The 26,373-nt window shown below is 61.9% G+C and carries 26 protein-coding genes and 1 pseudogene; 12 read left to right on the forward strand and 15 right to left on the reverse strand.

Annotated elements, in window-relative coordinates:
- Positions 1-94 precede the first annotated feature (94 nt).
- Positions 95-1,366 (forward strand): HtaA domain-containing protein, encoded by a 1,272-nt coding sequence (locus BQ4436_RS12320; protein ID WP_070975717.1) that lies wholly within the window; start codon positions 95-97, stop codon positions 1,364-1,366.
- Here the strand turns inward: BQ4436_RS12320 and BQ4436_RS04940 are convergent.
- Positions 1,363-2,646 carry a hypothetical protein gene (locus BQ4436_RS04940; RefSeq protein ID WP_070975719.1) on the reverse strand — a complete coding sequence of 428 codons (1,284 nt, stop codon included), beginning with the start codon at positions 2,644-2,646 and terminating at the stop codon, positions 1,363-1,365. The genes BQ4436_RS12320 and BQ4436_RS04940 overlap by 4 nt on opposite strands.
- Before the next feature lie 469 nt (positions 2,647-3,115).
- On the opposite strand from BQ4436_RS04940, the gene BQ4436_RS12495 reads away from it, so the two are divergent.
- From BQ4436_RS12495 to BQ4436_RS04975, 6 genes are all read left to right on the forward strand, one after another.
- Complete coding sequence (locus BQ4436_RS12495; protein WP_070975721.1) at positions 3,116-4,261, forward strand: ImmA/IrrE family metallo-endopeptidase; 1,146 nt, start codon at positions 3,116-3,118, stop codon at positions 4,259-4,261.
- Entirely contained in the window at positions 4,262-4,747 is a 486-nt protein-coding gene (locus tag BQ4436_RS04950; RefSeq protein ID WP_070975723.1) for a DUF4411 family protein, read from the forward strand.
- A gap of 275 nt (positions 4,748-5,022) precedes the next feature.
- Positions 5,023-5,283 carry a hypothetical protein gene (locus BQ4436_RS04960; RefSeq protein WP_143000822.1) on the forward strand — a complete coding sequence of 87 codons (261 nt, stop codon included), beginning with the start codon at positions 5,023-5,025 and terminating at the stop codon, positions 5,281-5,283.
- 85 nt (positions 5,284-5,368) lie between these two features.
- The gene (locus tag BQ4436_RS04965) at positions 5,369-6,109 is read left to right on the forward strand and encodes a hypothetical protein (protein ID WP_070975727.1); all 741 of its coding nucleotides are present in this window, start codon (positions 5,369-5,371) and stop codon (positions 6,107-6,109) included.
- Positions 6,110-6,121: 12 nt separating this feature from the next.
- The gene (locus BQ4436_RS04970; protein ID WP_070975729.1) at positions 6,122-6,385 is read left to right on the forward strand and encodes a hypothetical protein; all 264 of its coding nucleotides are present in this window, start codon (positions 6,122-6,124) and stop codon (positions 6,383-6,385) included.
- A 57-nt stretch (positions 6,386-6,442) separates the two neighbouring features.
- Positions 6,443-7,006 (forward strand): hypothetical protein, encoded by a 564-nt coding sequence (locus BQ4436_RS04975; protein ID WP_143000823.1) that lies wholly within the window; start codon positions 6,443-6,445, stop codon positions 7,004-7,006.
- Positions 7,007-7,253: 247 nt separating this feature from the next.
- Here BQ4436_RS04975 and BQ4436_RS12330 read toward each other — a convergent pair whose 3' ends face one another.
- A complete protein-coding gene (locus tag BQ4436_RS12330; protein WP_070614954.1) occupies positions 7,254-7,931 on the reverse strand; it encodes a TetR/AcrR family transcriptional regulator in 678 nt (225 codons plus the stop codon).
- A gap of 91 nt (positions 7,932-8,022) precedes the next feature.
- On the opposite strand from BQ4436_RS12330, the gene BQ4436_RS04985 reads away from it, so the two are divergent.
- Positions 8,023-9,252, forward strand: coding sequence for an MFS transporter (locus BQ4436_RS04985; RefSeq protein WP_070495012.1), 1,230 nt, complete (start codon positions 8,023-8,025; stop codon positions 9,250-9,252).
- Between the two features lie 247 nt (positions 9,253-9,499).
- Here the strand turns inward: BQ4436_RS04985 and BQ4436_RS04990 are convergent.
- Positions 9,500-10,371 (reverse strand): annotated as a pseudogene (locus tag BQ4436_RS04990) (Abi family protein).
- A 171-nt stretch (positions 10,372-10,542) separates the two neighbouring features.
- Here BQ4436_RS04990 and BQ4436_RS04995 point away from each other — a divergent pair.
- Complete coding sequence (locus BQ4436_RS04995; RefSeq protein ID WP_255366131.1) at positions 10,543-10,770, forward strand: hypothetical protein; 228 nt, start codon at positions 10,543-10,545, stop codon at positions 10,768-10,770.
- Positions 10,771-11,048: 278 nt separating this feature from the next.
- Here the strand turns inward: BQ4436_RS04995 and BQ4436_RS05000 are convergent, their stop codons facing one another.
- The gene (locus BQ4436_RS05000; protein WP_143000824.1) at positions 11,049-11,951 is read right to left on the reverse strand and encodes a 1,4-dihydroxy-2-naphthoate polyprenyltransferase; all 903 of its coding nucleotides are present in this window, start codon (positions 11,949-11,951) and stop codon (positions 11,049-11,051) included.
- A gap of 48 nt (positions 11,952-11,999) precedes the next feature.
- On the opposite strand from BQ4436_RS05000, the gene BQ4436_RS05005 reads away from it, so the two are divergent.
- Positions 12,000-12,839, forward strand: coding sequence for a glycosyltransferase (locus tag BQ4436_RS05005; RefSeq protein WP_070975736.1), 840 nt, complete (start codon positions 12,000-12,002; stop codon positions 12,837-12,839).
- On the opposite strand, the gene BQ4436_RS05010 is transcribed toward BQ4436_RS05005, so the two are convergent.
- The 7 genes from BQ4436_RS05010 to BQ4436_RS05040 form a co-directional block, all read right to left on the reverse strand.
- Positions 12,836-14,086 (reverse strand): AMP-binding protein, encoded by a 1,251-nt coding sequence (locus tag BQ4436_RS05010; RefSeq protein ID WP_070975738.1) that lies wholly within the window; start codon positions 14,084-14,086, stop codon positions 12,836-12,838. The genes BQ4436_RS05005 and BQ4436_RS05010 overlap by 4 nt on opposite strands.
- A gap of 6 nt (positions 14,087-14,092) precedes the next feature.
- Entirely contained in the window at positions 14,093-15,307 is a 1,215-nt protein-coding gene (locus BQ4436_RS05015) for an ATP-binding protein (protein ID WP_070975740.1), read from the reverse strand.
- A 68-nt stretch (positions 15,308-15,375) separates the two neighbouring features.
- Positions 15,376-16,134 carry an ATP-binding cassette domain-containing protein gene (locus BQ4436_RS05020; protein WP_070975742.1) on the reverse strand — a complete coding sequence of 253 codons (759 nt, stop codon included), beginning with the start codon at positions 16,132-16,134 and terminating at the stop codon, positions 15,376-15,378.
- A complete protein-coding gene (locus BQ4436_RS05025) occupies positions 16,135-17,181 on the reverse strand; it encodes an ABC transporter permease (protein ID WP_070975743.1) in 1,047 nt (348 codons plus the stop codon).
- Complete coding sequence (locus BQ4436_RS05030; RefSeq protein ID WP_070975745.1) at positions 17,178-18,167, reverse strand: substrate-binding domain-containing protein; 990 nt, start codon at positions 18,165-18,167, stop codon at positions 17,178-17,180. Before BQ4436_RS05030 ends, BQ4436_RS05025 begins: the two co-directional genes overlap by 4 nt.
- 37 nt (positions 18,168-18,204) lie before the next feature.
- On the reverse strand, positions 18,205-19,107 hold the full coding sequence (locus tag BQ4436_RS05035; RefSeq protein WP_070975747.1) for an AEC family transporter: 903 nt from the start codon (positions 19,105-19,107) through the stop codon (positions 18,205-18,207).
- Positions 19,108-19,148: 41 nt separating this feature from the next.
- Positions 19,149-19,481 (reverse strand): ArsR/SmtB family transcription factor, encoded by a 333-nt coding sequence (locus tag BQ4436_RS05040; protein ID WP_070477452.1) that lies wholly within the window; start codon positions 19,479-19,481, stop codon positions 19,149-19,151.
- Between the two features lie 84 nt (positions 19,482-19,565).
- Between BQ4436_RS05040 and arsB the strand changes: the two genes are divergently transcribed.
- The gene (gene arsB, locus BQ4436_RS05045) at positions 19,566-20,651 is read left to right on the forward strand and encodes an ACR3 family arsenite efflux transporter (protein ID WP_070363167.1); all 1,086 of its coding nucleotides are present in this window, start codon (positions 19,566-19,568) and stop codon (positions 20,649-20,651) included.
- Positions 20,648-21,064 carry an arsenate-mycothiol transferase ArsC gene (locus tag BQ4436_RS05050; RefSeq protein WP_070975749.1) on the forward strand — a complete coding sequence of 139 codons (417 nt, stop codon included), beginning with the start codon at positions 20,648-20,650 and terminating at the stop codon, positions 21,062-21,064. Before arsB ends, BQ4436_RS05050 begins: the two co-directional genes overlap by 4 nt.
- 27 nt (positions 21,065-21,091) lie before the next feature.
- Here BQ4436_RS05050 and BQ4436_RS05055 read toward each other — a convergent pair whose 3' ends face one another.
- From BQ4436_RS05055 to BQ4436_RS05070, 4 genes are all read right to left on the reverse strand, one after another.
- Positions 21,092-21,778, reverse strand: a complete 687-nt coding sequence (locus BQ4436_RS05055) for a methionine ABC transporter permease (protein ID WP_070975750.1) — start codon at positions 21,776-21,778, stop codon at positions 21,092-21,094.
- Positions 21,779-22,819: a methionine ABC transporter ATP-binding protein gene (locus tag BQ4436_RS05060; protein WP_070975752.1), complete on the reverse strand. Its 1,041-nt coding sequence runs from the start codon at positions 22,817-22,819 to the stop codon at positions 21,779-21,781.
- A gap of 22 nt (positions 22,820-22,841) precedes the next feature.
- Positions 22,842-23,678, reverse strand: a complete 837-nt coding sequence (locus tag BQ4436_RS05065) for a MetQ/NlpA family ABC transporter substrate-binding protein (protein ID WP_070975754.1) — start codon at positions 23,676-23,678, stop codon at positions 22,842-22,844.
- A gap of 596 nt (positions 23,679-24,274) precedes the next feature.
- On the reverse strand, positions 24,275-26,236 hold the full coding sequence (locus BQ4436_RS05070; protein WP_070975756.1) for an exonuclease domain-containing protein: 1,962 nt from the start codon (positions 26,234-26,236) through the stop codon (positions 24,275-24,277).
- Between the last annotated feature and the right edge of the window lie 137 nt (positions 26,237-26,373).

A 26,373-nucleotide genomic window follows, 5' to 3' on the forward strand; every position in this document is an offset into this window, starting at 1 on the left:
ACGCCCCCAAAACCCATTCGAAAACCTTTACTCCAAACCATATATTGCACTAAGGTAAGGCAAGCCTAATATTTATACGAGGAGGGTGAACCTTATGAAGAAGTCCCAACGCAGGATCTACGCCACGCTGCCAGTGCTGCCCGCGGTTGCGCTCACGGCAAGTCTCGCCGTCGCGCCGTTGGCCGTCCCGGCCCAAGCCCAGGAGGCTGGCACCACGGCCGTCGCGCCCGTCGCAGCAGCTCAGCCAGCTGGGGCAACACCGCTTGCCGACGCCAAATCCCAAACCCTGCAGTGGGAACTGAGCAAACGCGCCCTGCTGTGGGACGCTGCCGTGGAAGGGGAGGGCGTCTCCATCGTCCCGGTTGACGAGTCCGAACCGAACAACGGGAGCCTGAAGCTGACGAAGGCGACCGGCTGGGTCGACGAGGACACCAAAGCGCTGTCGGTGCAGTGGACTGGCCAGGTGACCTACACGATTAACGGAGCGCAAACGATCACGTTCAAGGACTTCGCGCTCGAGATCGATGCGGAGGACGCCGGTAAGATTACGGCGGTCGTGAGTTCGATGGACCCGAACCAGGCGGCCAATAATAAGGAAGCGAAGCGGGTCACCGTCGCGACGTTCAAGGGTGCCAACGTTGCCGTCGAGGGCACGACGGTGACGGTGGGGGCGACGCCGGAGTACGAAGGGGTCGTCTATAAGCGGGATGAGGACATTTCCTACCCGGATGCATGGCCGACTGAGCTGGTCAACAACGTGACGGACTCGGTGCGGTCATGGTTCTACAACTCGGGGAGCAGGTGGGAGGACCAGAAGAAGCCGGCGCCGTTTGCTGTGACGCTGGAGCTCGGCGAGAAGCCCGAGAAGCCTGCCGAGTCGGAACCGGCACCAGCGCCAGGACAGCAGCCAGAAGGCGGCATCCGCGACGCCTCGATTAACCGTGACGGCCACCTGATCCTGACCTTCACCAACGGCACGACCAAGGACCTCGGCAAAGTGGTGGGGAAGGACGGGCACGATGGTCGTGACGGCCGCGACGCGCCTGCCGGTCGGGACGGTAAGGATGGTCGCGACGGTGCCGCAGGCAAAGATGGCGCCGCAGGCAAAGACGGCACCCCAGGCGCAAATGGCAACAACGGCAAGGACGGTCGCGGTATCGCGTCGGTGAAGACGGATAAGGGCGGCAAGCTCGTTGTGACGCTGACGGATGGGACGGTGCTGCCGCCTGTCGAGATGCCGTCGGCGCAGCAGCAGGGCATGGCCCCGGAGTCGATTGTGGCGATTGTGCTCGGGGTCATCGCCACGCTGTTGGGCGGGTTCGCCGCGTTGCATACGCTCGCGGCGAGCATCCTGCCGAAGATCTAACGCTGCAGGCGCTTGAGCAGCGCTGCGATCACGGGGGACTGGGTAGCCAGGCCGGCAACGACGGCGAGCAGGGCTGCCCCGCCCGCGATCAGCACCGCGCCCCACGCCGGGAACTTGACAGGGGTAGCAGGGGCAGTGGGCAATGCAGACTCAGCAGGCGCGGTAGGCGCTGCGGTCGTCGAAGTCGGGGTGGTCGGAGTGGTCGTCGGCGCCTCCTTCGCCTCTGCGACTTCAACCTGCACCGGGTTGGTCGGCATGGTGAAGCGCAGCGCCTGCGTCGCGGGGTCGACTGTATAGTCCTTCACCCCGGTCACGGACCACTTCGGCTTCGTGTTCAGGGGGTTCGCCAGGGTGACATCGGTGCCGGGCGCCACGTACTCGCCGTACTCATGCGCGATGCCGGCCGCGTACAGTCGCTGGCTGATCGGCTTATCGACGTCCCCTACGACAAAGCGCGTCGACACCCCGAAGTCTGTGGTGACGAACTTGCCGTTGACCCATCGGCTGGCGTTGACGGAGGCTTGGTAGACGCCGGGGTCGGCGTCGTCGAACTTGGCGGTGCGGGCGTTCGGGTCGGAAAGGTCGAGGCTGCGTAGTGTTTTGGCGCTGGCGCAGTGTTCGACGCATTCGATTTGAGTGCGCCACGCGGTGCCGGGGACAGACTCGGGGTAGTCCCATGCGACGGTGACGTTGCGCTGCTGGTCGATCTCGCCGCGGACGTTGGATGGCGTCGCTACGTGGTCCGTTGTTACCGACGGCACCTTGAACGTGACGCCGCGGTCGAAGTAGCGCTCGCTGAGCGCCAGGGCGTGCGCCGCCATGATCCCGACCGTGTATGTTTGTCCAGGTTGTAGCGTGTTTGCCTCCACGAGCAGGTCGAGGTCCAGCTTCCCGCCATTGTCTTCCATTACGGCGGCGGGGATCCAGCGGGCGACGAGCGCGTCGCCGTCGCCGGTCATGGTGGAGCAGTGGTTGAGGCGCCATACGCGCGTCGGCGTGAGCACCACGTAGACGCCGTTGGACGCCCCGGGCGTCGACGCCGGGTTGATCCCCGACCCTTTCAGCTTGAACGTGATGTCTTTGGTTGGGTCGATGGTGTCGGGACCGGTGACGTTGAACTGCACGCCGAGGTCCGGGTGCCGCGTGTCGAGTTCGCCGGTGCAGCCGGGTGCGGTGGCGGCGTCGATAGTTGGGAAGGCGTGCGCGACCGCAATGTTAGTGCTGAGCAGCGCGAATAGGGCAGCGCCCGTTGCGACGCGACGCCGTGTGGATACGTTCAAGATGAGACTCCCCTCATTGGGTAACTTAGGTTAGCCTTATCTTAAATGTCTATCGCTATTGTGTGCAACGGCTGGCACGCTTTTTGATACTGCGAGACTGTGTCTGGCCAAGTCGTCCCGGGGGACACAACCCGAATTACGGAGGACATGATAACGAAAGCTCCGAAACTGTGTTCACGTTGTCCTTCTGGAAGCGAGGAGAACTTGCGATTTGTTGCGAAACGGTTGTAGCTGGTTTGATTTTGCAGCTTGGCGAAGTATATCCCCCGATTGCAATAAGAAATCCAGCCCACACTCTGAGCTTGGCTCGGAGGCGGGCTGAACGATTGACATGAATCCTAGCGTTCGTGAGGTTAGTTCCACAAGCCTGAAAACTCGTTTGTATCAATTTGCTAGCTGTAGCTACCCAGAGATGTTTGTCGGGCTCCTCCGCTAAGGTAAAAACCACGTAACTAGCGGGAGGTGAGTGATGGCTGTTCGAGTCGACATTGCAGAGCCGACGCTGCGCTGGGCGCTGCAGCGTACCGGCAGCACGGTGGAAGAACTTGCCCAAAGAAGTGATTTTCGGTTGGTCCGGCAATGGCTGGAAGGCAAGGTGTCGCCGACGCTGCGTCAGGCTGAGCACTTGGCATCGCTCGCATGTATCCCGTTTGGTTACTTGCTTCTCGACGGCCCCACGGACGATCAGCCGGATTTCCCAGATTTTCGCACCGTGGATAGTAAGAAAGTAACTGAGTTCAGCCCAGCGTTGAAGGAGACGATTTATACCTGTGAGCGCCGCTTGAGCTGGTATGCAGAATTTGCGCGCGCGGAAGGAATTGATCCTCCAAATTTCGGTGGTGCCTGGACACTGCGTGATAGCCCGGACGATGCGGTGTGTGCATTGTTACCCCAGCTTGCCGATGCCGGATGGAGGCCAGGTAAAGCGCCCACTGGTCGGGAGAATGTGCTGGAATTAGCGGATGCAATTGAGCACTGCGGTGTCTTAGTGATGCGGAACTCCGTACTTGGAAATAACAACCACCGCAAACTCGACATCGACGAGTTTCGTGCTTTCACACTGTTCGATGGCCCCTACCCCTTGATCTTTGTTAACGGCAGTGATTACAAAGTTGGGCAGTACTTCAGCCTTGCTCACGAGCTGGGCCACGTACTGCTCGCTGCAGAAGGTCTCACAGGTGCCATGAATGATCATCACGATGTGGAGCGATGGTGTAACAGGTTTGCAGCTGCCCTGCTTCTGCCACAGCATGCGTTGTTGCAGGAATGGGACAGAAATCCCGATCTGAAACGCATCACTGAATGGGCATACGATGCGTACCGGGTAAGCGCGGATACGGCACTGTGGTCCCTTGTGGGGCAGCGCCGCCTTGGCAAACCACAAGTGCAGGAATTCCTTCGGCAACGTCCCTCGAACCCTACGCCTCCGATTGTTAGTGGAGGCGGTGACTTCTTCGTCACGTTGAAGTCGCGGCTGGGTGGCCGATTTTTGGACACCGTCACCGGGGCATATGTAGACGGTGCAATTTCTGAAGAGGAGGCTTCGCGTCAACTGGGGATTGCCAAGACCGAGACGTTGAAGAATACGGTTACTCGTGCGCAGGGGGTCGCATAGATGTACCTCATCGATACGAATATCGTGATTGGTGCGTTCAACCATCGGCCACGGGACATTTTTGAAACGTACTGGCGGCAGTTCGATTCGTTTTTCTCCAATGGTCAGTTTTATTTTCACCAGACTGTAGAAGATGAGTTGCTGAAACGAGATGACGAAAAGTCACAGTGGCTGAGAAGCTTCGTCCCTACGTCGCAGGTTCTCACTGTGACGCAAGAAGAGGTTGACTCCTATCGTGCGGTAACACGATGGGTGCGTGATCGTAAGGATGCTCCCTATGAAGAAAGTGCAATTCGAGAATTTTTGCGCGTTGCAGATTCTTGGATAGTGGCGAGTGCGCATGCCCGAGACTTCATCGTGATCACCAATGAGACCCCGAGTCCGCGAAAACGAACGCGGGTCAAGCTGCCTGACGTTGCCAATGGCTTGGGAGTGCAGTGCATGACAGAGTTTGATTTCTTAAGGCAACAAAGCATTATTTTTTAAAACGGCCAATCCGACCCCACGCCACGCTCTATAACCCTTCGACCGTCCCGAGGAACCCCGCGATGATGTCCCGGTACGTGCCGTGCACACACTAGGAGCGGCCATATCTGGAACTGGGGTTAAAGAGGACGGCGAGATCAAGTGGTTTGAGGGCCAGTCATCAGATGGACTAATCAATGTTGACGAACGGTTGAAGAAGTTGAAGGCGGGTTCGCTGACGATGATGCGCACGGACGATTTGACACCTACGGATGAAGTTTTGGCGGTGATTAGCGTTGATTGACGTTGCAGCACGGGCGGTGGAGCGCGCTAGGGAGGCGCTGCCCGAGCGCCTGTGGTCTAACCGGGTGGTTGTTTACGGTGACGAGGCGATGGTAATGCCGGAGGAAACAGTGCCCATGGTGGTTGGTGACGCTCCCGCCTGGGTAACCCCTACAGAGGTTGTGGCTTTGTCCTCCAACGCTGATACGTGGCCGGAGTGGTACTGGCAGGTGTGTGAGGACGATTCCGCCTGGGTGATTATCACGCAACACTGACCGCCACCCTGACTCCGCGATACTCCTCCCCGTTACCACCAAGGCGTGGAACACCACCCAAGCCCCCAAGGAGGAGACAAACCACATGTCGGATGAAAACACCACCCCCGCAGAACTCGCACAGCAGGCCGCTGACAAGGCGCAGCAAGCCCAGCACGACACCGAGCAGGGCAACTACACCCAAGCCGGTGAACACCTAGGCGAGGCGCAGGCCAACGAGGCGGACGAAGCCGTAGACCTTGACGCGCTACGTAAGCAGCTCGCCCGATACGAAGCGGAAAACCGCAAGTTGAAGAACGAGAACGGCGACCGCCGAGTGAAGGCGAAGCAGGCGGAAGAACAGGCAGCGACGTTGAAGAAACTCGCGCAGGTACTCGGTTTTGAACCGTCCGACGAAGACCCGGAGGAACAAATCAAGCAGGCCAAGGCCGCCGCGCAGGAACGAGAAGCCGAGCGTGACAAGCTCCAGGCCGAACTCGACCGAATGCGCGAGGACAACACCCTACGCAAGCTGGCGAAGGAAAACGGGGCAGACCGAGACATGCTTGTGCCGTATCTCCGTGGTGTAGGTGATCTCCCGCAGTGGGGCAGCGACGAGTGGGACAGTAAGGCTGGCGAACTCGTCACCAACACGCTCAACTCATTTCCACAGTTCAAGGCGGGTGGGGTAGCACCCCGCACCAGCGGAACCCCCGCCCCACGAACAACAACGATGGCCGAATCCTCACCGCCGATGACCTCGACCGCCTGTACGCACAGGGCAAGTTTGAGGAAATCAACAATGCAGTGGAGGAAGGCCGTATCAGCCGCTAAAAGTTTCCACTAGGAGGAACACACTATGGCAACTCCACAGTCCCACAAGAACTGGGATCCGGTAATCGGCCCGATTGTCGCGTCTGAGCTCATGCAGCCGCTCCGTCAGACCTGGGCATTCGCGCAGGAAGGCGTGACGAACCGCGACTTTGAGGGCGAAATCCGCGGTAAGGGTGACGAGGTTGTTGTCACCAACCTTAGCCGTCCCACCATCCGTAAGTACGACGAGTCCGAAGACACGGTTGTTGAAGACCTTGAGTTCGGCGACCGCAAGTTCAAGATCGACTAGGGCGATTACTTTAACTTCAAGATTCCGCTGGTATCTTCCGTCCAGTCTGCTCTGGACGTGAAGCCGGAGGCAGTCAGCGAGGCAGAGGAAGGCATGTCCGAGCAGGTCGATACCTACATCGGCAAACTCATGAAGGACGGCGTTCGTAAGCAGAACCAGGTGGGCAAGCTTCCGTTGGATATTGATTCCAAGGATTCTTTCTCCGTGCTAGTGAAGTTGCGTAAGAAGTTGAATGCTACCCACGTTCCGAAGACTGACCGTTTCGTGATGGTTGGCCCCGAGATGGAAGCGGCGCTGCTGCACGACGAGCGCCTGGACAAGGCAGTGAACAACAGCAATCTCTTGAACGGTGAGATTGGTCGCCTGCTCGGGTTTCGCATCATTTCCGCGCCGACGGTGCCGACGGTGGCGGGCCGTGAGGTGGTCATTGCGGGCCACCCGATGGCTACCCCGTTCGGCTACCAGATCACGGAGGTGGAGGAATCGTCCATGCTGCCGTTCCGTTTCACCCGTGCGATTACGGGCCTCCAGGTGTACGGCGGTTCCGTGATCCGCCCGGAGGCGCTGGCGACGGCTGAACAGGATGTGGTGGAGCCGACCACGGCGGGTGCTACCGAGTAGACGCTAGCCCGTAGCAGACAGCGAAGGGGGTCAGGGTGTGTGCCTTGGCCCCCTTTACCCATACCTGGATGAAGGGCACACCATGAATAATCCGTATCAGGAAGAACTACTTAACCGTCTCCGTGACCATGAGAACGCGGGGGTGAACGTGAACTGACCCGGCTTATCAACTGGGGTACATCCGCTGTGTTGAAGTACACAGCTGTGCGGGCGCTCACTAAGACGATGATTGAGAAGTGGGTCAGAGTTAAGGCAGCAGGGTGTGTTCGATGCCGTCTAGGATCACATCGATGACGAGGTCGTAGTATTCCTCGGACATCGCTTCTTCTTCATCAGGGTGTGAGAGAGGCTCCAGGTAAGAGTTGACAATACTGGTCAGTCCAACAGATTGAGCCATCATAGGCTCAAGCCTGACAAGCATTTCGTGCAGGTTGTGGCGAGGCTGGATTTGATTGGATGCGCGCAGGTTTCTCGCTCCGATCGTGTGGATGATCGAGTTCGCGATAATTGTGTAGGCCACAGGCGAATTGTCACCAAACCCAGCTTCTTGTAGTTTGGCCCAGGCTCCATCGATCATCGGCAAAAACTGTTCGGTGAACTTGCCCCGCGCGAACCTGTCGGTAATCCCCGGATATGCTAACAATGCGGGGCGTAGATTGTGAGCCATAGCTCGAAACCAGGCTTTCCATTCAAGGTCCGGGTCGGGAACTTCAATCCCGACACATACCCGGTCTACAACAGCATCACAAATGGCTTCCTTGTTTGGAAAATAATGATAAATCACTGAGGGAACCACGCCCAGTTCACGGGCAATGTCCCGTACTGACCATCCCTCAACGCCACTGATCGCGCTTAACTGTACAGCTTGTTTGACAATCAGCTCGCGTGATAGCCCAGCCCTTCGCCCCGTTGGCACAGTGTTCATAAGGTGACCCTAACTTATTCCTTGACCCTTACTAGAACACCATTCTACAATATCCCTAAGTGAAACAGTGTTCTAGTAATGGAGTGTAGTGATGCCCGACCCTCGTAGTAATAAGCCGACACAGAGCTCTATTGATCCAGGAGCGCAAGCGAACCTGGTAGTGGGAATCGTTTTTCTCGCCTTTATGGGGCAAATGATTCTCAATCCGATCATCGCGCCACTGTCACGACAGATGGGATTGCGGGAATGGCATATTGGCGCCACTATCTCTTTGGCAGCGATTGTACTAGCGAGCTTGAGTGCTTATTGGGGGCGAGCTTCCCAACGTGTCGGCGCTAAACGTGTACTCGCTGCCGGGCTTGTGATCGCGATCATCGCTTTGAGCGCCTTCGGTATTGTCTCCTACCTGGGGATGAACCAGGTAGTTGGCGGTGTCGGACTAGTTTTTGGTGTTGTGATCACTCGTGGTTTGCTCTATGGTGGAGGGATTTCAGCGATCGCCCCGACCGCGCAAGCCCACCTGGTCACGCATGCTGCCAGCGAGAACGGGCGGGTAAAAGCACTGGGCATGATTGGAGCGGCTCAAGGGATGGCCTCCATTGTTGGAGGTGTTACTGGAGGTGTGTTAGCCGCTGCTGGTGGCCTGCTCTTGCCCTTGGTGGTCATGCCCGTTGTGATGGTGATTGGTCTGGTTGTTCTCTTGGTGAGTTTCGCACCTCAAAGCCGAGGGCAACTTTTTGCAAAGCCTCAACGGATTCGCTTCACTGATCCGCGTGTAGCTCCCTGGCTAGCAACTGGTCTGGTGATGTTTCTTGTGTTTTCTTCTGTTGCTACGATTTTTGGATTCACTGTCCAAGACCGCTTCGCCCTGTCGGCAACTGCGACCGCAGGTATTTCCGCGATTTACCTGACCATCATGGGCGTGACCATGATCATTGCCCAAGCGGTGATTGCTCCAAAGACAGGGTGGGGAGCAGCGAAGCTTTTACGTACTGGTCTGGCCATTACACTAGTTGCAACTGTGCTCATTTGGCCTACCTCCTCGCACGCTTTACTGGTTGTCGGGTGTATCGTGCTGGGGGTAGGTATGGGACTGGCGATGCCCGGGTATAACACTGGCCCAACCTTGAAGATGAGTGCAGATGAGCAAGGCGCAGTGGCTGGCATCATCAACGCTAATAATGGGTTGGCGTACGCGATTGCCCCGCTGGCTTCGACCGCCCTTTACGGGTGGAACCCGCTGGCACCCTTCGCCGTCTGTATCGCCTTGATTGCAGTGGTCGTCATCTACGCCCACACCGCACCCGCACTACGCCAATAACTATGAGCGTGCCTGAAGTAGCCGTTCCATCACGTTATCCGCAGGAGTCGGCCCCGAGTAGTCCACCAGCGAGTTGGCTTTGACGACGCTCTATGTCAAGTGGTTGTGAGTCAGATTTATGGTTAACAATGCATCATCAATGCACACGGCGTCGGTGCCGTTTTACTTGTCGTGCGGATAACGTGATCGTGACTTTTGCAGGCAACCCAGTCGGTGTTTTTGGTCGCGCGGTAATGAACCGCAAGGATTAGACGCGCCAGAGAGGCAACTCACGCCGGTTGTCAGGTGCGCCTGTGCGAGAAATCGGCACGATGGGATTGTGCGGGTAAGTGTCGAACAGCTTCGGCATCCGGTCGGCTGGGGACAAGCCCAGTTGGCGGTGCAAGTATTGGATAAGGGAGAGCTGCCCGAACACGCGATTCATTCCTTCAGCTACCGGAGCCAGCCTGACGTCATTGTTCAGTTTCGGTTTGATGTCGTAAACGCGGTTGAGCATCCTCGCATGATGAGCTGCGTAGTTGCGCAGAATATTCAAGGATTTCAGCCACGATTCAAGCTGAGGACCGGTTAGGCCGCAGGGTTGGGCAATCCGTTTGCGCACGATATTGGGCGACATGCCGTACAGGTATGACAGCATTCCCCAATCCATGATTTCGACGGCCGCCCAGATGGGTAGAGTCCCGCCATATTTGGATTTGTGGTGGGTGACGAAGTCCTCCTTCGACGCTTTCAATGCCGACTGGTACTTTCTCACCCATACCTCATGCACGCTACGCCCGTCTTTGTTTCGCTGCCGTGCCCGGGCGTTCAAACGTTGAGGATCCAAATAGATCAGCGGGTCAAGGCGGCCCAGTTCGTGACCGAGCTTGGTTCGAATAGCCAACTCCACGCGATCAAGCTCGATGAACACGCTGTGGCGCAATTGTTCGTCAAACCCATAGAGGGCTACCACCAGGTCAAACGATGCTCCGTCAACGAATTCATCTCGGGCGGTGCCGTCGCCTTGGGAGAAACGGCGCATCAGTAGTTCAATCGCGCCAGCAGCAGCTCGGCATGCTCGGGATAAAAAACGAAGACCGGCCCTGGACTCCCACCGAGGCGGGCAGCGGAACCGGTCATGTTGCTTGCAAAGCTACCTAGTTGACGACGGCGAAGCAAGAACACGGGGCACGGAGCCATCGGTACGTTCACACACCAGTGGGCTCTCTGATCCGTCCGGATTCGTCGGTCCTCGGGGGCGTATGTGCGAGAGCCTTCCTCACGCTGTGTCCGGTTTCCCCAATCACCCAGGTGACAGAGTCTGAGGCGTATGCGGGGTCGAAGCGCTGCCTGGCGGCCAGGTTCGAGTTCTTTGACCAACAGGCGTTCGATGCTGGCAGGTTCATCTACGGCACCACCAACCTCGAGACCACCATCCACGACGGCACGAAGCTGCTGGGCGCCTGGCTGGACGAGGCCGACGGGATTGATATGTTCGCTGCGTTGCCATCCTCTCCAGGTTCGCCGGGCGTGTCCTGAAGAATCGTGTGTCGATTTGGAAAAGCCCAGTTCGTGTAGGTCGTGTGAGGGAATGTGGTGTCTTGTGTGAGGGGCGAGTGACAAAGGACGCAATTCTTGGTGGGGGAGGGAGTAAAAGCCCAGTTCGCGAAAAGGGGGTTGCGTCTTTTGTCACTAGCGCGGCGAACGAGGACACTAAATTCCTAGATTTTCGCACGCCGGTTTGGAAAAGCCCGGGTCACGCAAACTGTGTGAGGGAATTTGGTGCGTAGACCCCGCAAAACCACAAAGAACCAGCCCTACGCGTACGGGACGACCATCCCGCCGAACGCCAGCGCAACGGCCGTGAGCACGGCCCAGGCCAGCATCGCCTTGCCGTTGAGCCCGAGGACCGGGATGAGCGCGGTGCCGGTCGCGCCGCTGCGGACCTTCATGATGGCGGCGATCGCCAGGGGGAGCGCTACCAGCCCGACCAGGGCCGGCGCGTACACCAGGGCCAGCAGCACGCTGACTACGAACGGGACGCAGGTCAGGACGGTGAACAGGGTGCGGGCGCGGCTGTCGCCGAGGCGGACCGCGATGGTCTGCTTGCCGGAGGCGGAGTCGGTGGGGATGTCGCGGATGTTGTTGACTAGGTTCACGGATGCGGAGATTGCGCCGATCGCCACGGCGACGAGCAGGCCCTCCCAGGACAGGAAGCCGGTCTGGACGAACTCGGTGCCCATCACGGCGACGAGGCCGAAGAAGATGAAGACGCTGACCTCGCCAAGTCCGATGTATCCGTAGGGGTTGTTGCCGCCGGTGTAGAACCAGGCGGCGGCGATACAGGCCGCGCCGACCAGGATCAGCCACCACGCCCCGGCCAGCACGGACAGGACGATGCCGAGCAGCCCGGCGACTCCGAACGCGACGAAGGCGGCCAGCTTCACGTCTTTCGGCTGGGCAAGCCCGCTGGCGGTGATGCGGAGGGGGCCGGAGCGGTCGTCGTCGGTGCCGCGGATGCCGTCGGAGTAGTCGTTGGCGAAGTTCACGCCGATGATCAGCGCCCACGCCACGAGCAGCGCCAACAGTGCCCGGCCGAGGTTGGCGTGCGCGGTAAAGGCCGCGACGCCGGTGCCGGCGGTGACGGGCGCGAAGGCGTTTGGCCAGGTGTGGGGGCGGGAGGCTTCCCACCACGCGTGCAGGTTGGGTTGTGCGTTCATGCTTTCCATCATGCCCCGTGTCGGGCCTGTCGGCTAAAGTGGTGCGCCATGTGGGTTGATTACGCGGCGCGGCAGGCGGTGGCGCAGATAGGCGCGGCGCTGCGTCTGCCGTCGTTGCAGATGGCGGTACGCTCCGGGCGCCTGGAGTTCCCGGCCACGGGCCACACTGTCATCAGCCTGACTTCGCACGGCACCCGCTTATCGACGGTCCACCACACCCTCGCATCGCTGTTGGTGGGGACTCGCCGCGTGCCCACCATTCTGTGGCTGGACGCGGAGGACTTCGATGCACCCTGGCCCGAGCCGCTGCGGGAGCTCGTGGAGCGCGGCCTGCAGGTGCGACGTTCCGACGGCCACTACGGCCCGCACACCAAGTACTACGGCACGTTCCGGCAGCTCGCGGGCACGGGGACGAGCGTGATCACGGTGGATGATGACGTGTTGTACCCGAGGTGGTTCGTCGAGAAGCTGGTGGTGGATCCGCTGGCAGTCACGGCGTATCGCGCCCACGAGATCGCCCTGCGTGGCGGACAGTTCGCGCCGTATACGCAGTGGCGCAGCGTGCGCACCACCGCGCCGAGCCCACGGCACTTCGCCACCGGCGTATCCGGTGTGGCGTACCCACCCGCGATGGTGGACTTCGTCGCCGCCCAGGGCGACGCATTCCAACGCGCCGCACCCAGCGCAGACGACGTGTGGCTCAACATGTGCGCGGTGCGCTCCGGGCACTTCGTGCGCCAAGTCTTTGACAAACCGAAGGAGTTTCCGCTGGTACCAGGCTCGCAGTCGGTGGCGCTGGTGCGCACAAACCTGCGCGGGGGCAACGACGCCCAGCTCGCCGCAAGCTACAGTGCCGAGGACATCCGTGCCGTGGTCGGGGCGCGCTAGAACAGGTCGCGCACCGCGGACCGGTCCACCTTGCCCGGCCCCAGCAGTGGCAACGCCGCGACGCGCTTGAGCTCCTTCGGCACCTGCCACCGCGGCAGGTCTTGCAGGGCATCCATCACGTCCGGCACCTGTGCCTCGCCCGCAAAAGCGGCGCAAATGCGCTGGCCGAAGCGCTCGTCCGGCACGCCGACCACGCACGCGTCCGCCACGCCGGGCACGCGCAGCAGGAAGCGCTCGAGTACCTCCGGCTGCAGCTTCAGGCCACCCGAATCAATCACATTATCGACGCGCCCTTCGACCGTCAGGTGGCTGTCGACAAGCTGGCCTGCATCTGAGGTGCGGAACCACCCTGGCTCGGCGAAGTCGGGGTGCTCCGGCTGGTTGCGGTAGCCGCGCGCGACCATGGGGCCGCCGAGCCAGATGCGGCCGTCGCGGATGCCCCATCGCGGAGGCGTGTAGGGGGCCGGGGCGACGGGTGGTGGGCGCCCCACAGGAACCGCCGCGGCCGGCAGCGCCGTTCTCTTATACACACCGCCGAGCCAGATGCGGCCGTCGCGGATGCGCACGTTGGCGCCGGCGATGGGCACCCCGTCGTAGACGCAGCCGCCGGAGGTTTCCGAGGAACCGTAGGTGGTGACCACGTTGATGCGCAGCTTGGTCGCCGAGTCCAGCAGTGCCGGATTCGTGGCGGCCCCGCCGACGAGCACCGCGTCGAAGCTGCGCAGCGCGTCGATGCCGGTGAGCGTGGACATCGCCTTGTCCAGCTGCAGCGGGGTCAGCGCTGTGTAGCAGCGGTCCCCAGTCGCCGCGATCTCCGCGGTGCGCGCCGCGAACTCATCCACGAGGAACCCGTGGGTCAGGTCCACAAAGGCGGGCTCGACACCCGCGACCATGCTGCGCACCAACACCTGGATACCCGCGATGAACGCGGCAGGCATCGCTAACAGCCACTGCCCCGGCCCGCCGAGCGCCTGGTGGGTGGCGTCCGCGCTGGCAATCAGGTTCGTCGGGGTCAACAGCGCACCCTTCGGGGTGCCTGTGGACCCGGAGGTCGCCACCACGAGGGCTACGTCGTCCGCGATCGGCTCGCCCACACCCTGCGTGTTACGCAGCAGGTTCGCGCGCGCCGGGTCGTTCGTCGGCACGGGCAGCAGGGCGCGCTGGCCGGTCAGGGCCTCCTCGAGGGCGGGCAGGATCGCGAGCGGGTCGGCGGGGTCAACGGGGAGGAGTTCCAGGAGCTTCGTCACGAAGCGTTAGTCTAGCGCCCCGCCCGCGAGGACCTCGATGGCGTCGTGCCACGCGACGTTGCCGGTGTCGGGGGCGAAGCGGTCCGTCGTCAAGAGGATGCAGCGGGACCCGACGGGAAGGGCGTCGAACGGCGCGAGCTCGCGCGCGAGCGTTGCAGGCTCGGTAACCGTGAGCGCCACCTGGATGTAGAGTGTGCGCTGGCCGTCGTTGGCGATGAAATCAATCTCCCCACCGGGAACCTTACCGGTGGCAACCTGGTACCCACGGCGGCGAAGCTCAAGGTAAACCATGTTTTCCAAGTCGTGGCCGAAGTTGAAAGGGCGAGAGCCCAGCAGCGAGGTGCGCAGGCCCGGGTCGACGAAGTAGAACTTGCCGTTTGTACTCAGCCACCGCTTGCCCTTCGTGTCGTAATCCCGGCACTGATAGATAAGGTGCGCGTCCGCCATCAGTCCGAGGTAGCGGTCCACCGTTTCACTCGACGCCTTGAGCCCCTCGTGCTTGAGGTGGCCCACGATGCGGTGCGTGGACACCGGGTTTCCGGCGTTGTCGAAGAGGAAGCGGGCCACGCGCAGGAAAGCGTCGGTGTCGCGGATCTGGCCACGCAGGGAAATGTCGCGAGTGAAGATGGAATCGAACAGGGAGGAGTTCGCCTGACGAATCACCACCGGGTCCGCGAGCTGTACCGTGGCGGGGAAGCCGCCGATGGTGACCCACTCCTGAAACGCACTGTCAAGGTCAGGGCGCGCATCCGCCGGGTAGCGGAACTCTATGAACTCCGCCAGGGAAAGAGGCAGCATCGGGATCTCGATGTAGCGCCCCGCCAAATACGTCAGCGACTCGCCAACGAAGAGGGAGGCGTTGGAGCCGGTCACACAGATCTCCAGTTGCTCGTTGAGCCGCAGCGAGTTGATCACGCGTGCCCAGTCCTTGAGCTCCTGCACCTCATCGACGTGCAGGTAGCGCAGCCCTTGTGCGAGCCGTTGTGTCACGGCGTCGTGGAAGGCAGCCGGGTCCCGCAGGATGGCGTTGGCCTGGTCCTCGAAGTTGATCACCATGATGGCTTCGTCCGGGGTGCCATGCTCGCGCAGGTGGCGGCGGTATAACTCGAGGAGGGTCGATTTCCCGCAGCGTCGAACGCCGGTGATGATGCGCACGAAGTCGTTATCGGTGACTGCCAGCAGGTTGTCCAGGTACTGCTGTCGCGGGTACAGAGCTCTCATGTGTTTCGAGTATACCTGAAACTATCGCTAAAACCGGCAAGAGTTTCAGGTATACCTGAAACGCGCCGCTACCTTCCCAGCTCGTGGCTGAGCGCCTCGAGTTCCCCGCCACCAGCCATCTGGTGGGTCAGCTCCTCCAGGGTCACGTTCTCCCGGGGCTCGTCGAGTTCCTGGCGGCCCAGCTTCAGGATGGTGAAGTGGTCACCGACCAGGAACGCGTGGTGCGGGTTGTGGGTGACCAGGACGACGGCGATGCCGCGGTCGCGGGCAGCTGCGACGAAGCGCAGGACCACGCCGGACTGCTTCACGCCAAGCGCCGCGGTCGGCTCGTCCAGGATGAGCACGCGGGCGCCGAAGTACACCGCGCGTGCGATGGCCACGACCTGGCGCTGGCCGCCGGAAAGGTTCCCGGCGTCCACCTCGACGTCGGGGATGTCGATGCCCATCTCGAGGAGCTGCTTGGCACAGATCTGCTTCATCTCGGTGTCGCGAAGGACGCCGAAGCGGCCGGTGAGCTCCTGGCCGAGGAAGAAGTTGCGCCACACGCTGAGCTCATCCACGATCGCTAGCGTCTGGTGCACCGTTGCGATGCCGGTGTCGATCGAGTCTCGGGGAGAGGTGAATGTGGTTGGCTGGCCGTCGATAAGCACTTCGCCCGAGGTCGGCTGGTGCAGACCAGCGAGAATCTTGATCAGCGTGGACTTGCCGGCGCCGTTGTCGCCGAGCACGCACGTGACCTCGCCCTCGTTGACGGCGAGGTTCACCCCGCGCAGCGCGTCGAAGCTGCCGTAGGACTTGGTGATGTTTTTCAGTTCAATGACAGCCACTTAGCGCCCCTTGGTGTACTTAGCGAAGGACATGTTCGTAAACACGGCGACCAGCAGTGTTGCGCCGAGGAAGAACTTGAACCAGTCAGGGTTCCAGCCGGCGTAGACGATGCCCTGGTTCGTCAGGCCGAAAATCAGCGCGCCGATCGCGGTGCCCACCGCGGTGCCGCGGCCGCCTGTCATGGCGCAGCCGCCGATGACGGCGGCGATGATGTAGAGGAACTCGTTGCCCACGCCCTGGCCTGCCTGGATGGAGTCGAAGGCGAACAGGGTGTGCATGCCCACGAACCAGGCCGCGAAGCCCACGCCCATGAACAGCAGGATCTTCACGCGGCGCACCGGCACGCCGACGGCGCGCGCGGCGTTCTGGTCCCCGCCGACCGCGGTGATCCAGTTGCCGAACTTCGTGCGGAACAGCACAAACGAGGCAATCGCGACGAGCAGCAGCCACCACAGCACCGTCACGTTCAGCGTCACATTGCCGACGTCAAACGTGCCAGCGAACACCACGTGCGCCGAAGGGAATCCCTCCATGTCGGAGATGATCGGCGTTGCCACCTGGCCGGTGACCAGCTTGGTCACCGCTAGGTTGAGGCCCTGCAGCATCAAAAACGCCGCCAGCGTAATCAGGAAGCTATCGATGCCGGTGCGGGTGACCAGGTAGCCGTTCAGCGCGCCGATCGCCAGCGAGATCCCGAGCGCCATGAACGCGCCAACCCACGAGTTGAGGTGCAGGTTGTAGTTCAGCATCGTCGCGGCCAGCGCGGCCGTGGTCACGGCGACGCCCGAGGAAAGGTCGAACTCGCCGCCGATCATCAGCAGCCCCACCGCGAGCGCCACGATGCCCAGCGTCGAGGACGCGTACAGGGTGGTCGCGAGCGCCTCAAAGGAGCGGAACGCGGGGGCGACGGTCAGGAAGAACGCAAAGATCGCGATGAAGCCCAGCATCGAAGCGAACTCGGGGCGCCGGATGAGCTTGGAAAAGCCAGTGTGCGTTCGTAGCCGGTCATCGCTTGTCGACGCCCCTTCGCTCACTGCCGCGCTCATCGCATGCCCGCCTTCGCTGCCTCGGCGACCTTGTCCACGTTGTCCTTATCTACGAAGCTCGGGCCTGTGTAGACGGGGCGGCCGCCGCCTAGGGTGCCGCCGTTGCGCTTCGCGATCCACAGTGAGTCGACGGCCAGGTAGCCCTGCAGGTACGGCTGCTGGTCGACGGCGAAGGCGACACGGCCGTCGGCGATGGCGTCGACAAGCTCGGCGTTGGTGTCAAACGTGGCGACCTGCGCCTTGGACCCGGACTGCTTCACGGACTCCGTCGCGCGCATCGCCACCGGCGCCTGGAGGGCGAAGACGGTGTCGAAGCTCTTGTCCTGCGACAGTTTCGAGGTGATGGTGGACTGCACGGATGTCAGATCCTGGCCGTTGACGTAGAGCAGTTCGACGTTGCCGTTGAGGCCCTTGCGGACGCCGTCGCAGCGCGCTTCCTGGGAGGAGTTGCCCTGCTCGTGGATGACGCACAGGACGTTCGACTTGCCTTCCTCCTTGAGGCGCTCGCCGGCGGCGTTGCCCGCCACCGACTCGTCCTGGCCGAAGAAGCCGGTCATCCCGTAGTCCTGGTACTTGCCCATACCGGCGTTCAGGCCGACGACGGGGATGCCACGGTCGACAGCGTTGCGCGCTGCGGGGCCGATTGCCTCGGCGTTCGGCATGGTCACGGCGATGCCGTCGACGCCAGCGTCCACCGCCGAGCGCACCAGGTTCGCCTGGTTCGGCGCCTGCGGGTCGGAGGAGTAGCGCAGCTCGATGTTGTCCTTCTTCGCCGCGTCCTCCGCGCCCTTGCGCACGAGGTCCCAGTAGGTGTCGCCCGGCGCACCGTGCGTGACCATGGCCACCACGTACCTCGGCGTATCGACGCCACCAGCGGTCCCTTCAGTGTTCTCGGAGCGGGGTGCGCCGCCTGTTGAGGAGCACCCAACAAGCAACGCCGCAGCCATCAGCGCTGCGGCAAAAAATGTAGTCCGTGTCTTAGCCATTTTATGAGTGTGATCCACCGCACCATGTTTGTCAAGGCTAGAACACCCCCGCGATCAATAACATCGCAGGCAGTGACAGGAACGTGGTGAGGAAGACGGTGTCCCGGCAGATCACCTCCCCCGAGCGGTACGTCGCCGCGTAGTTGTACACGTTCTGCGCCGTCGGCAGCGCGCACAGGATGAGGGCCGCGTACATATCGGAGCCGGTCAGGCCCAGAAGCGACGCCACTACCCACGCTACGGCCGGCATGCCGATCAGCTTGAGGATGGTAGCGGTGGTCGTCGCCAAGCGCTGGCTCTGCAGCACCTTCTCCCCGGTGAGCGAGGCGCCGAAGCTCATCAGAATCATGGGGATGGACGCGCCACCCAGAATCTGCAGCGGGGCGAGCACCGGCTCCGGCACCGTCCACGACGACGCCGACACCGCAAACCCCGCAAACGCCGCAACCACCACCGGCGCCTTCAACCCCGCGATGACCGACTTCAGTAGCCCCGACGCCCCACGGTCCAAGCCAGCGATCACGATGGGGGAGAGCACCGCCATCTGCAACACCAGCGCCGGAATCACGTACGTCGGATCCCCCAGCACATAGGTGGCGATGGGCAATCCGATATTGACCGAGTTGTAATAACTCGACGACGCCGCCCCCGCCATCGTCTCCGCAGCATCCTGCTTGAACCACACCGCACTGATCGCCCAATAAATCAGCATCGTGGTCACCGTCGCGATCGCGATCACCAGGATCACCGGGGAGAAGAACGCATCCGTGTCCGAGACCGCCACCGACGAAAAAATCAACGACGGCGTTGCCACATGAAACGCGATGCGGTTGAGCTGCAGCCGCTGCTCACCCGGGCCGATCACCTTCTTCTGGGCAAGCCACCAGCCCGCCGCGATCACGGTGAAGATGATGGCGAAACCAGTCAGAACGTCAAGCATGCCGACTGAGTGTAGTGGCTACGCGCCTGTGAAACTGGCGCCTAGTCCATCTGAAGGACGGTGCGCAGTTCCGCGAAGGGAGCCGGGCAGATTTCGTGCGTGACGGTTCGGCCTGTTCGGGACTTTTTGAGTAGTCCGGCTTCGGCAAGCTTCTTGAGGTGGTGGGAGACCGTCGGTTGGCTGAGCCCGGAATACTCGGTAAGCGCGGTCACGCTCATCGGCTCGCACCCTTCTGCGGCGAGGCGGGAGAGGAGGCGCAGCCGGGCGGGATCTGCCAGCACTTTGAACAGGGCCGCGTAGCGCTCGGCGTCTTCTGGGGGGAGTGGGCCGGAGCCGAGTGAGCAGCAGTCTGGGGCGGGGGATTGTTCGTGCATGACTTCTACCTTCTCATATTGACAGCGGTCTATGCGGCCCTCTATTTTCACATATTGATAATTATCGATATGTGAGGTGATTAGATGACCAACCCAGAGCCGACCCCCGTTCGAATGTCGTTCCTCGACAGATTTCTACCAGTGTGGATCATCTTGGCGATGGCATTCGGTCTGCTGCTGGGCCGCGCCGTTCCAGGACTCCGCAGCACGCTTGAGCGTTTTGAAGTCGGCGGTATTTCGCTGCCGATCGCGCTGGGCCTTTTGGTGATGATGTACCCGCCGCTGGCCAAAGTCCGCTACGACAAGACCCGCGAGATCGCCACCGACAAACGGCTCATGACCGTCTCCATCATCTTGAACTGGATCGTCGGCCCCGCGTTCATGTTCGCCCTGGCCTGGCTGTTTCTGCCGGACCAGCCAGAGCTACGCACAGGCCTCATCATCGTCGGACTGGCGCGCTGCATCGCCATGGTGCTGGTGTGGTCCGACCTGTCCTGCGCCGACCGGGAAGCCACGGCCGTCCTGGTCGCCATCAACTCAGTATTCCAGGTGCTCATGTTCGGCGTGCTCGGATGGTTCTACCTGCAGATCCTGCCGAGCTGGCTGGGCCTGGAGACCACCTCTGTGGAGTTCTCCTTCTTCTCCATCGTCACCGCGGTACTGGTGTTTCTCGGTATCCCGCTACTTGCCGGAGTGCTCTCCCGCATCATCGGTGAGCGAGTGAAGGGCCGTGCGTGGTACGAAGAGACTTTCCTGCCAGCGGTTTCCCCGCTTGCGCTCGTGGGGTTGCTGTACACGATCGTGCTGCTGTTCTCCCTGCAAGGCGATCAGATTACATCCCAACCGTGGACCGTTGCTCGAGTCGCCCTGCCACTGCTGGGGTACTTCGTGGGCATGTTCCTGATCGCCCTGGTGGTGTCGAAGGCGTCGGGGATGGGCTACGCCCAATCCGCCTCCGTGTCCTTTACCGCCGCGGGCAACAACTTCGAGTTGGCCATCGCGGTGGCGATCGGCACGTTTGGCGCCACCTCGGCTCAAGCGCTGGCAGGTACGATCGGTCCGCTCATCGAAATCCCCGTCCTCGTCGGACTTGTCTACCTCATGCGCGGCATCGGGCAGAGACTCTTCCCAGGCGATCCCACCCTGCCAGCTGCAAGGAGCCGTTCATGAACCCCAGTGTCTTGTTCGTCTGCGTCAGCAACGGCGGTAAATCACAAATGGCGGCGGCGCTTGCGCGACACTACGCAGGCGACCAGGTCAGCGTCTTCTCCGCTGGCACGAAACCGGGCACGAAGCTGAACCAAGAATCCGTCGCCGCAATTGCAGAACTCGGTGCCGACATGTCGCGCGGCACACCAAAACCCATCGACCCAGAACTGCTGCGCACAGTCGACCGAGTAGTAATAATTGGCGACGCCGCCCAGCTCAGCATGCCAGCCGACGCCGCCGGCACCCTGGAACGCTGGCACACCGACGAGCCGTCCACCCGTGGCATCGAAGGCATGGAACGGATGCGCCTCGTACGCGACGATATCGACGCCCGCGTGCGCGCCCTCCTGCGCGAGCTGCATCGCACGCTTTGAATCCCACGCTTTGAGCGGTTTGGGGCGCTACGCGCGGGCCCGGCGGGCGAGTGTATTACCTAGCGACTGGATGGCCTGCACCACGATGATCAGGATGATCACGGTGGTGAGCATTGCTACGGAGTCGAACTGCTGGTAGCCGTAGGCAATCGCAAGGTCGCCCACGCCGCCACCGCCAATCGTTCCGGCCATCGCGGTCGCGGAGATGAGACCCACGGTTGCCGTCGTGATCGCGAGGATGATGGAGGATTTCGCCTCCGGCAGGAGGAAGTGGCGGATGGTCTGCCACATGTTCGCCCCCATCGATTCGGCGGCCTCGGTGATACCGGGGTTGACCTCGAGCAGGGACTGCTCGATGAGGCGGGCGATGAACGGGGCGATGTACAGGGTGAGCGGTACCAGCGCGGCCGTCGTGCCTATTGAGGTGCCCACAATAGAGCGGGTGAACGGCGAAATCGCGACGAGCAAGATGATGAACGGCAGGGAACGGATGATGTTGACCACCACGTTGAGCACCCCGTACACCAGCCGGTTCGGGCGCAGACCGCCCGGGCGGGTGATTACCAGCGCCAGCGCCAGCGGAATGCCAACCAGAGCGCCAATGAACAGCGCGACCCCCACCATGTACACGGTCTCCCCGAAGGAGTCGAGGTACATCGACGGAGTCACGCGCGAGCCCGTGAGGTCGCGCCACCAGGAGTTCAGCGGTTCCATTTACGCCTCCACCTCATTCACAGTCACACCTTCCAGGCTCGACAGCCACGCCACCGCGCCGTCCGTCTCGCCGCCACGCAGGCCGACGATGGTGGTGCCCACGGTGGTTGCCGCAAGCTCAGTACTTGACGACGCCAGCAGCCGCGCATCCACACCAAACTTGCCAACGAGCTGCGTGAACACCTCTTGAGCAGCCCCGCCCGTGTGGACGAGCTGCACCACGCGGTCAAACCTTCCTTCGCGGATAGTCTCGCGCACATGCTCAGGGACCTCGCGCTGGATGACCGTCTCCACGAACCGTTGCGTCAACGGGTGCTGCGGGTCGGCGAACACCTCGGCGACGGGGCCCGACTCCACCAGGTGCCCCTCGGACAGCACCGCGACCTCGTCCGCGAGGCGTGCCACCACGTCCATCTGGTGCGTGATCAGGAGGATTGTCACGCCCAGCTCCGAGTTGATCTTGCGGAGCAGCTCCAGGATTTGTGTTGTGGTGAGCGGATCCAGGGCGGACGTGGGCTCGTCGCAAAGCAAAATACTCGGATTGGTCACAAGCGCACGAGCGATGCCGACGCGCTGCCGCTGACCGCCCGAAAGCTGGCGCGGCTTGTGACTTGCGCGGTCGGCCAGCCCCACCATTTCGAGGGCCTCCGCGACACGGCGCTGGATCTCCGCCTTCGGCGTCTTCGATAGCAACAGGGGCGTGGCTACATTCTCCGCAACCGTCTTGGTCTCCAGAAGGTTGTAGTTCTGGAACACCATCGACACCTTGCGCCGCAGGTCACGCAGCTGCTTAGCGTTCAGCTTCGCGGGCTCCTCGCCGAGTACCGACACCGAGCCCGACGTCGGCACCTCCAGCCCATTGACGGTACGAATCAGCGTGGACTTGCCAGCACCAGACGTCCCCACCACGCCGGAAATCCCGCCCGCGGGTACCGCGAACGAGATGTCCTCGAGTGCAGTAAAGCTTGTGTCCCCGGTGTCGAACACCTTGGTCACACCGTCGAATATGACGGCGTTGCCGCTGCCGGTTGCGATGGTCATGCGAGCCTTTCTAGCGCTTTGTCTACTTCAGAGAATCCGGAAGGAACCAGTAGTTGTTCTCGTTGTGCTCGTCGAAGTACTGCTTGAACTCCTCCGAGCGGTACGCGTCCGCGACCGCCTTCGCCCACGGCTGATCCTTCTTGTCCTCGGTGGTCACCGCTACAAGAATCAGCTCCGGACGCAGCGTCTCCTGGAACACCTGCAACTTCGGGTCCAACCCGGCGGAATACGACATGGAGCCAGGAATCACCGCCCAGTCAAAGTCCGGCAGCGTGCGCGACAGGTTGCCCGAATCAATGGAGATAATCTCCAGGTTGTGGGGGTTGTCCTTAATATCCGACTCCGCGACCAGCGTCGCATCCGGGTCCTGCAATGTGATCCAGCCAGCATCCACTAGCAGGTGCAGCGCGCGGGACTTGTTCGACCCATCCAGCGGGATGCCAACCTTGTGGCCGTCGGCAACCTCGGTGAGCTGCGTGTACTTATCGGAGTACAAGCCGGCCGGTACCGTCGGCACCTCAGTAATGGAGGCGAGGTTGCCGCCCTTCTCCTCATTAAAGACGTTCAGCCAGGCAGTGTGCTGGTCAACGTTCAAGTCCGCGGACCCCTCGTTGAGCGCAGTATCTGCCTGGGTCAGGTCAGTAAACGACTGGTACTCCACCTCGTAGCCCTGTCCCTCCAAGATGGGGCCGACCGCATCCGTGAACAGCTCCGAATACGGGCCAGGCGAAGTAGCGACGCGGATGGTGTCCAGGTCCCCGTCCGGGGCTGCGGTGGTGTCGGTGGAATCGCCGGAGCAGGCAGTCAGACCCAGGGCGAGGGCGGCTGCCGCGGTGATGGCAGTGAGTTTCTTCAGCACGATGTTTCCTTTCAAGTTGTTTTAAGCTGTACCGAAGAATAAACCAATCGGTTTGTGATTGCAAGACTGGTCGGTCTAGTTTGTTAGGGTGTTGTGTGGTCAGGGTGGTCTGGTTCGGGTTTGCGCTGCGTTGGGTGAGGTGGGGTTGGGGTGCGGGGTGGTTGGCTGCTGTGGGTTGGCTGGTGGCTGCAGGTTGGCCAAGCGCCTAAAAGTGAGCAATAGGATTGTAGTAATCCCCGTTTCGCTCAAATTTTCGAGGATTACTACAATCCACCTACTACAGTTTGGAACTTCGGAGGTCTGCGCCGCTGTTTTCGGGCGCGCGGCATGGTGGCGAGCGCGTTCCTAGAGCTGCGGTAAACGTGCAGCTCACGGGTGGCGTACCCGTTTCTGCAACGATTTCGCACCCGCTTTTGCAACGGTTTTATACCCGCTTTTGCAATTTGCGGACTGTGAGTGGCGGCGCGGACGCGCTTCTTTGTGGAAGCGGCTGGTCTCGACCGTAAGGAAGGGGGTGAGATGAATGCCTCAAGCTGATTTCGGTCACCAGCCGGACAAGCCTAACTGAATATCAGACACGCACAAGGCCTGGCGCTCTATCCCCGCAACTTGCTGATTAGCGCCATCACACCCGAGACCCCCGCCGTCAGCATTCCAACCAATGTTGCCAGAGCGAGCATCCCGGCGATGAGGGACTCGGCCTCCGGGTCGAACGTTTCCATGCACAGCCCGAAGAGTACAAACGACACCACGGTGATGATCACCGACCGCTTGAATACCTTCCCGGACTTGGAGCGTCGCTTCGGGGCAGCAGCAGGCGTGACTAGCGCGGGATCGTACGGTGCCGATTGAGCGGGGACCGGTGCGTGCAGCGGGGCATACGCTGCGGCAAGCAGCTCCTCCGGTGTCAGTTCATTGGTGGCAGGCCGAGGCTTGGCGGCTGCAGGGCGTGGCTCCGGGGCAGGCTGCGCGGGCAGCTCAGCGGGTTCCGGAGTGACCTCCTCAACAACCGCCGCCTCCACCTCAACCGGTTCCTCGAGTCCGTCGACGGCGAGGTCCACCACCATCTCCACGAGCTGGCTGCACCGCTTCGGGCCGACCCCGTGCAGGTCAAGTAGGTCGTAGGCGCTGGCGTTGAGCATCTCCGGGTGCTCGAGGCTCCACATGGCGAGGTAGCGGTCGATGCCGCGTCCGGTCGCTTCGGGGACGTGGTGGGGTTTGAGGTTGTCAGCGATCTCGTGCAGTGGGCGGTCCGGGTGTTGTTCGATCCACGCGGCGGCGATGCGCGCACTCGACGCGCCAACAGCGTGCGACTGCTCGGCGGTCAGCCAAGAGAACTGCTCCGGGGCTGAAACAGGCGCAGCGGCATCAGGGGCAGCAACCGGTGCGTCCTCGGTCGAATCCTCCATGGCCTTCAGTAACTGGGCGAAGTGGGTCTCGCTGATGATCGGCACGTTGTTCTCGCGTGCTTGCTTCGCCTTCCCGCTCATCGAGTCCGGATTCGCCGCAACAAGGACGGCGCACGTGCGGGTCACGCCGCCGACGTCGAGGCCGGCGGCGGTGGCGCGGTCGGTCCATACGTCGCGCGGGATGTCGAGGGCCCCGGTGAACGCGACGCGGTCGCCTGGGCGCAGGCTGAAGGTGGCGGGGGTGGGGCCGGAGGTGGGCTCGTCGAGAAGCGAGCGCACGAGCTGCGCATCGACGTTGAGCGCCTCGGCGATGTCGAGCAGCGTGGCGCGTTCCTCGTCGGTGATGACGCCGTCGGCCCAGGCTTCGACGGCGAGCTGGCGCGTGAACTCCTCGTTGATGGCGTCGACGTCGTCGGCGCTGAGGCCCGCGGCGATGGCGGTGGATTCGAGGCGGCGCATCTCGGTGCGGGAGATGGAACGGTCCACAAGTGCGCAGGTCAGCTCGGTGCGGTAGTCGGCTTCGTTCTTGGTGGTGGCCGTCGGCAAGGTGCGCGAAAGCTGCCCCGCCCAGGAGGGCTCGCCGCCGCGGGGGAGGCACGGGGCCTCGGCTGCGGGGGAGGTGAACGTCGCCGACGGATACTTCTCGACGTCCACTCCGTTGCCCACGCACAAGTAACGGAGGAGCTCGGCGGTCGCCTCGGCGTCCGCGAGCGCCGAGTGCGCAAACCGGTTCCGAATCCTCGCGATATCCAGCGCTTCACTTAACTTGCCCACGCCCATGTACTGCTTCGTCAACCGCATCGTGTCCAGCCACTCGCACAAGCCGTCCTCCGCGCCGGCGCGCGCGAACTCGTTGGTCAGGAAGCGGTGCTCAAACGACGCATTGTGCGCCACCAGCGTGCGGCCATTGAGCAGCGAGCCCAGGTACGGAGCGACGTCGCAAAATAATGGTGCATCCACCGCATCGGTCGCCGTGATCTTATGGATGTAACTATTCGGAATGTCGCGCTCCGGCTGGATCAGGGTCTCCCACGTGCGCTCTACCGTGAAATCGGGGCGCAGCAGCACCACGCCGATCTCCACAATGCGGTCCTGGTTGCTCAGCCCTGTCGTCTCCAAATCGACGACCGCAAACCCATTCCGGCCCATTCCTGCTCCTTTGTCCATCCGTGTTGGGGGCGTCATTCAATATAAGGCACGCCTCCGACACCGCGGGGCGGAGTCGGTCGGATGTTCGATGGAACCGGCGGGGGAGTTGTGGTCGCCGCGTAACGCCCGGCACCGTC

This window comes from Corynebacterium sp. MC3 (assembly GCF_900099485.1).
Lineage (GTDB): Bacteria > Actinomycetota > Actinomycetes > Mycobacteriales > Mycobacteriaceae > Corynebacterium > Corynebacterium pseudogenitalium.

Coding starts and splice junctions, on each gene's coding strand:
- BQ4436_RS12320 (WP_070975717.1), top strand. CDS start 95: ATGAAGAAGTCCCAACGCAGGATCTACGCCACGCTGCCAGTGCTGCCC.
- BQ4436_RS12495 (WP_070975721.1), top strand. CDS start 3,116: ATGGCTGTTCGAGTCGACATTGCAGAGCCGACGCTGCGCTGGGCGCTG.
- BQ4436_RS04950 (WP_070975723.1), top strand. CDS start 4,262: ATGTACCTCATCGATACGAATATCGTGATTGGTGCGTTCAACCATCGG.
- BQ4436_RS04965 (WP_070975727.1), top strand. CDS start 5,369: ATGTCGGATGAAAACACCACCCCCGCAGAACTCGCACAGCAGGCCGCT.
- BQ4436_RS04970 (WP_070975729.1), top strand. CDS start 6,122: ATGGCAACTCCACAGTCCCACAAGAACTGGGATCCGGTAATCGGCCCG.
- BQ4436_RS12330 (WP_070614954.1), bottom strand. CDS start 7,931: ATGAACACTGTGCCAACGGGGCGAAGGGCTGGGCTATCACGCGAGCTG.
- BQ4436_RS04985 (WP_070495012.1), top strand. CDS start 8,023: ATGCCCGACCCTCGTAGTAATAAGCCGACACAGAGCTCTATTGATCCA.
- BQ4436_RS05000 (WP_143000824.1), bottom strand. CDS start 11,951: ATGAACGCACAACCCAACCTGCACGCGTGGTGGGAAGCCTCCCGCCCC.
- BQ4436_RS05005 (WP_070975736.1), top strand. CDS start 12,000: ATGTGGGTTGATTACGCGGCGCGGCAGGCGGTGGCGCAGATAGGCGCG.
- BQ4436_RS05015 (WP_070975740.1), bottom strand. CDS start 15,307: ATGAGAGCTCTGTACCCGCGACAGCAGTACCTGGACAACCTGCTGGCA.
- BQ4436_RS05025 (WP_070975743.1), bottom strand. CDS start 17,181: ATGAGCGCGGCAGTGAGCGAAGGGGCGTCGACAAGCGATGACCGGCTA.
- BQ4436_RS05030 (WP_070975745.1), bottom strand. CDS start 18,167: ATGGCTAAGACACGGACTACATTTTTTGCCGCAGCGCTGATGGCTGCG.
- BQ4436_RS05035 (WP_070975747.1), bottom strand. CDS start 19,107: ATGCTTGACGTTCTGACTGGTTTCGCCATCATCTTCACCGTGATCGCG.
- BQ4436_RS05040 (WP_070477452.1), bottom strand. CDS start 19,481: ATGCACGAACAATCCCCCGCCCCAGACTGCTGCTCACTCGGCTCCGGC.
- arsB (WP_070363167.1), top strand. CDS start 19,566: ATGACCAACCCAGAGCCGACCCCCGTTCGAATGTCGTTCCTCGACAGA.
- BQ4436_RS05050 (WP_070975749.1), top strand. CDS start 20,648: ATGAACCCCAGTGTCTTGTTCGTCTGCGTCAGCAACGGCGGTAAATCA.
- BQ4436_RS05055 (WP_070975750.1), bottom strand. CDS start 21,778: ATGGAACCGCTGAACTCCTGGTGGCGCGACCTCACGGGCTCGCGCGTG.
- BQ4436_RS05060 (WP_070975752.1), bottom strand. CDS start 22,819: ATGACCATCGCAACCGGCAGCGGCAACGCCGTCATATTCGACGGTGTG.
- BQ4436_RS05070 (WP_070975756.1), bottom strand. CDS start 26,236: ATGGGCCGGAATGGGTTTGCGGTCGTCGATTTGGAGACGACAGGGCTG.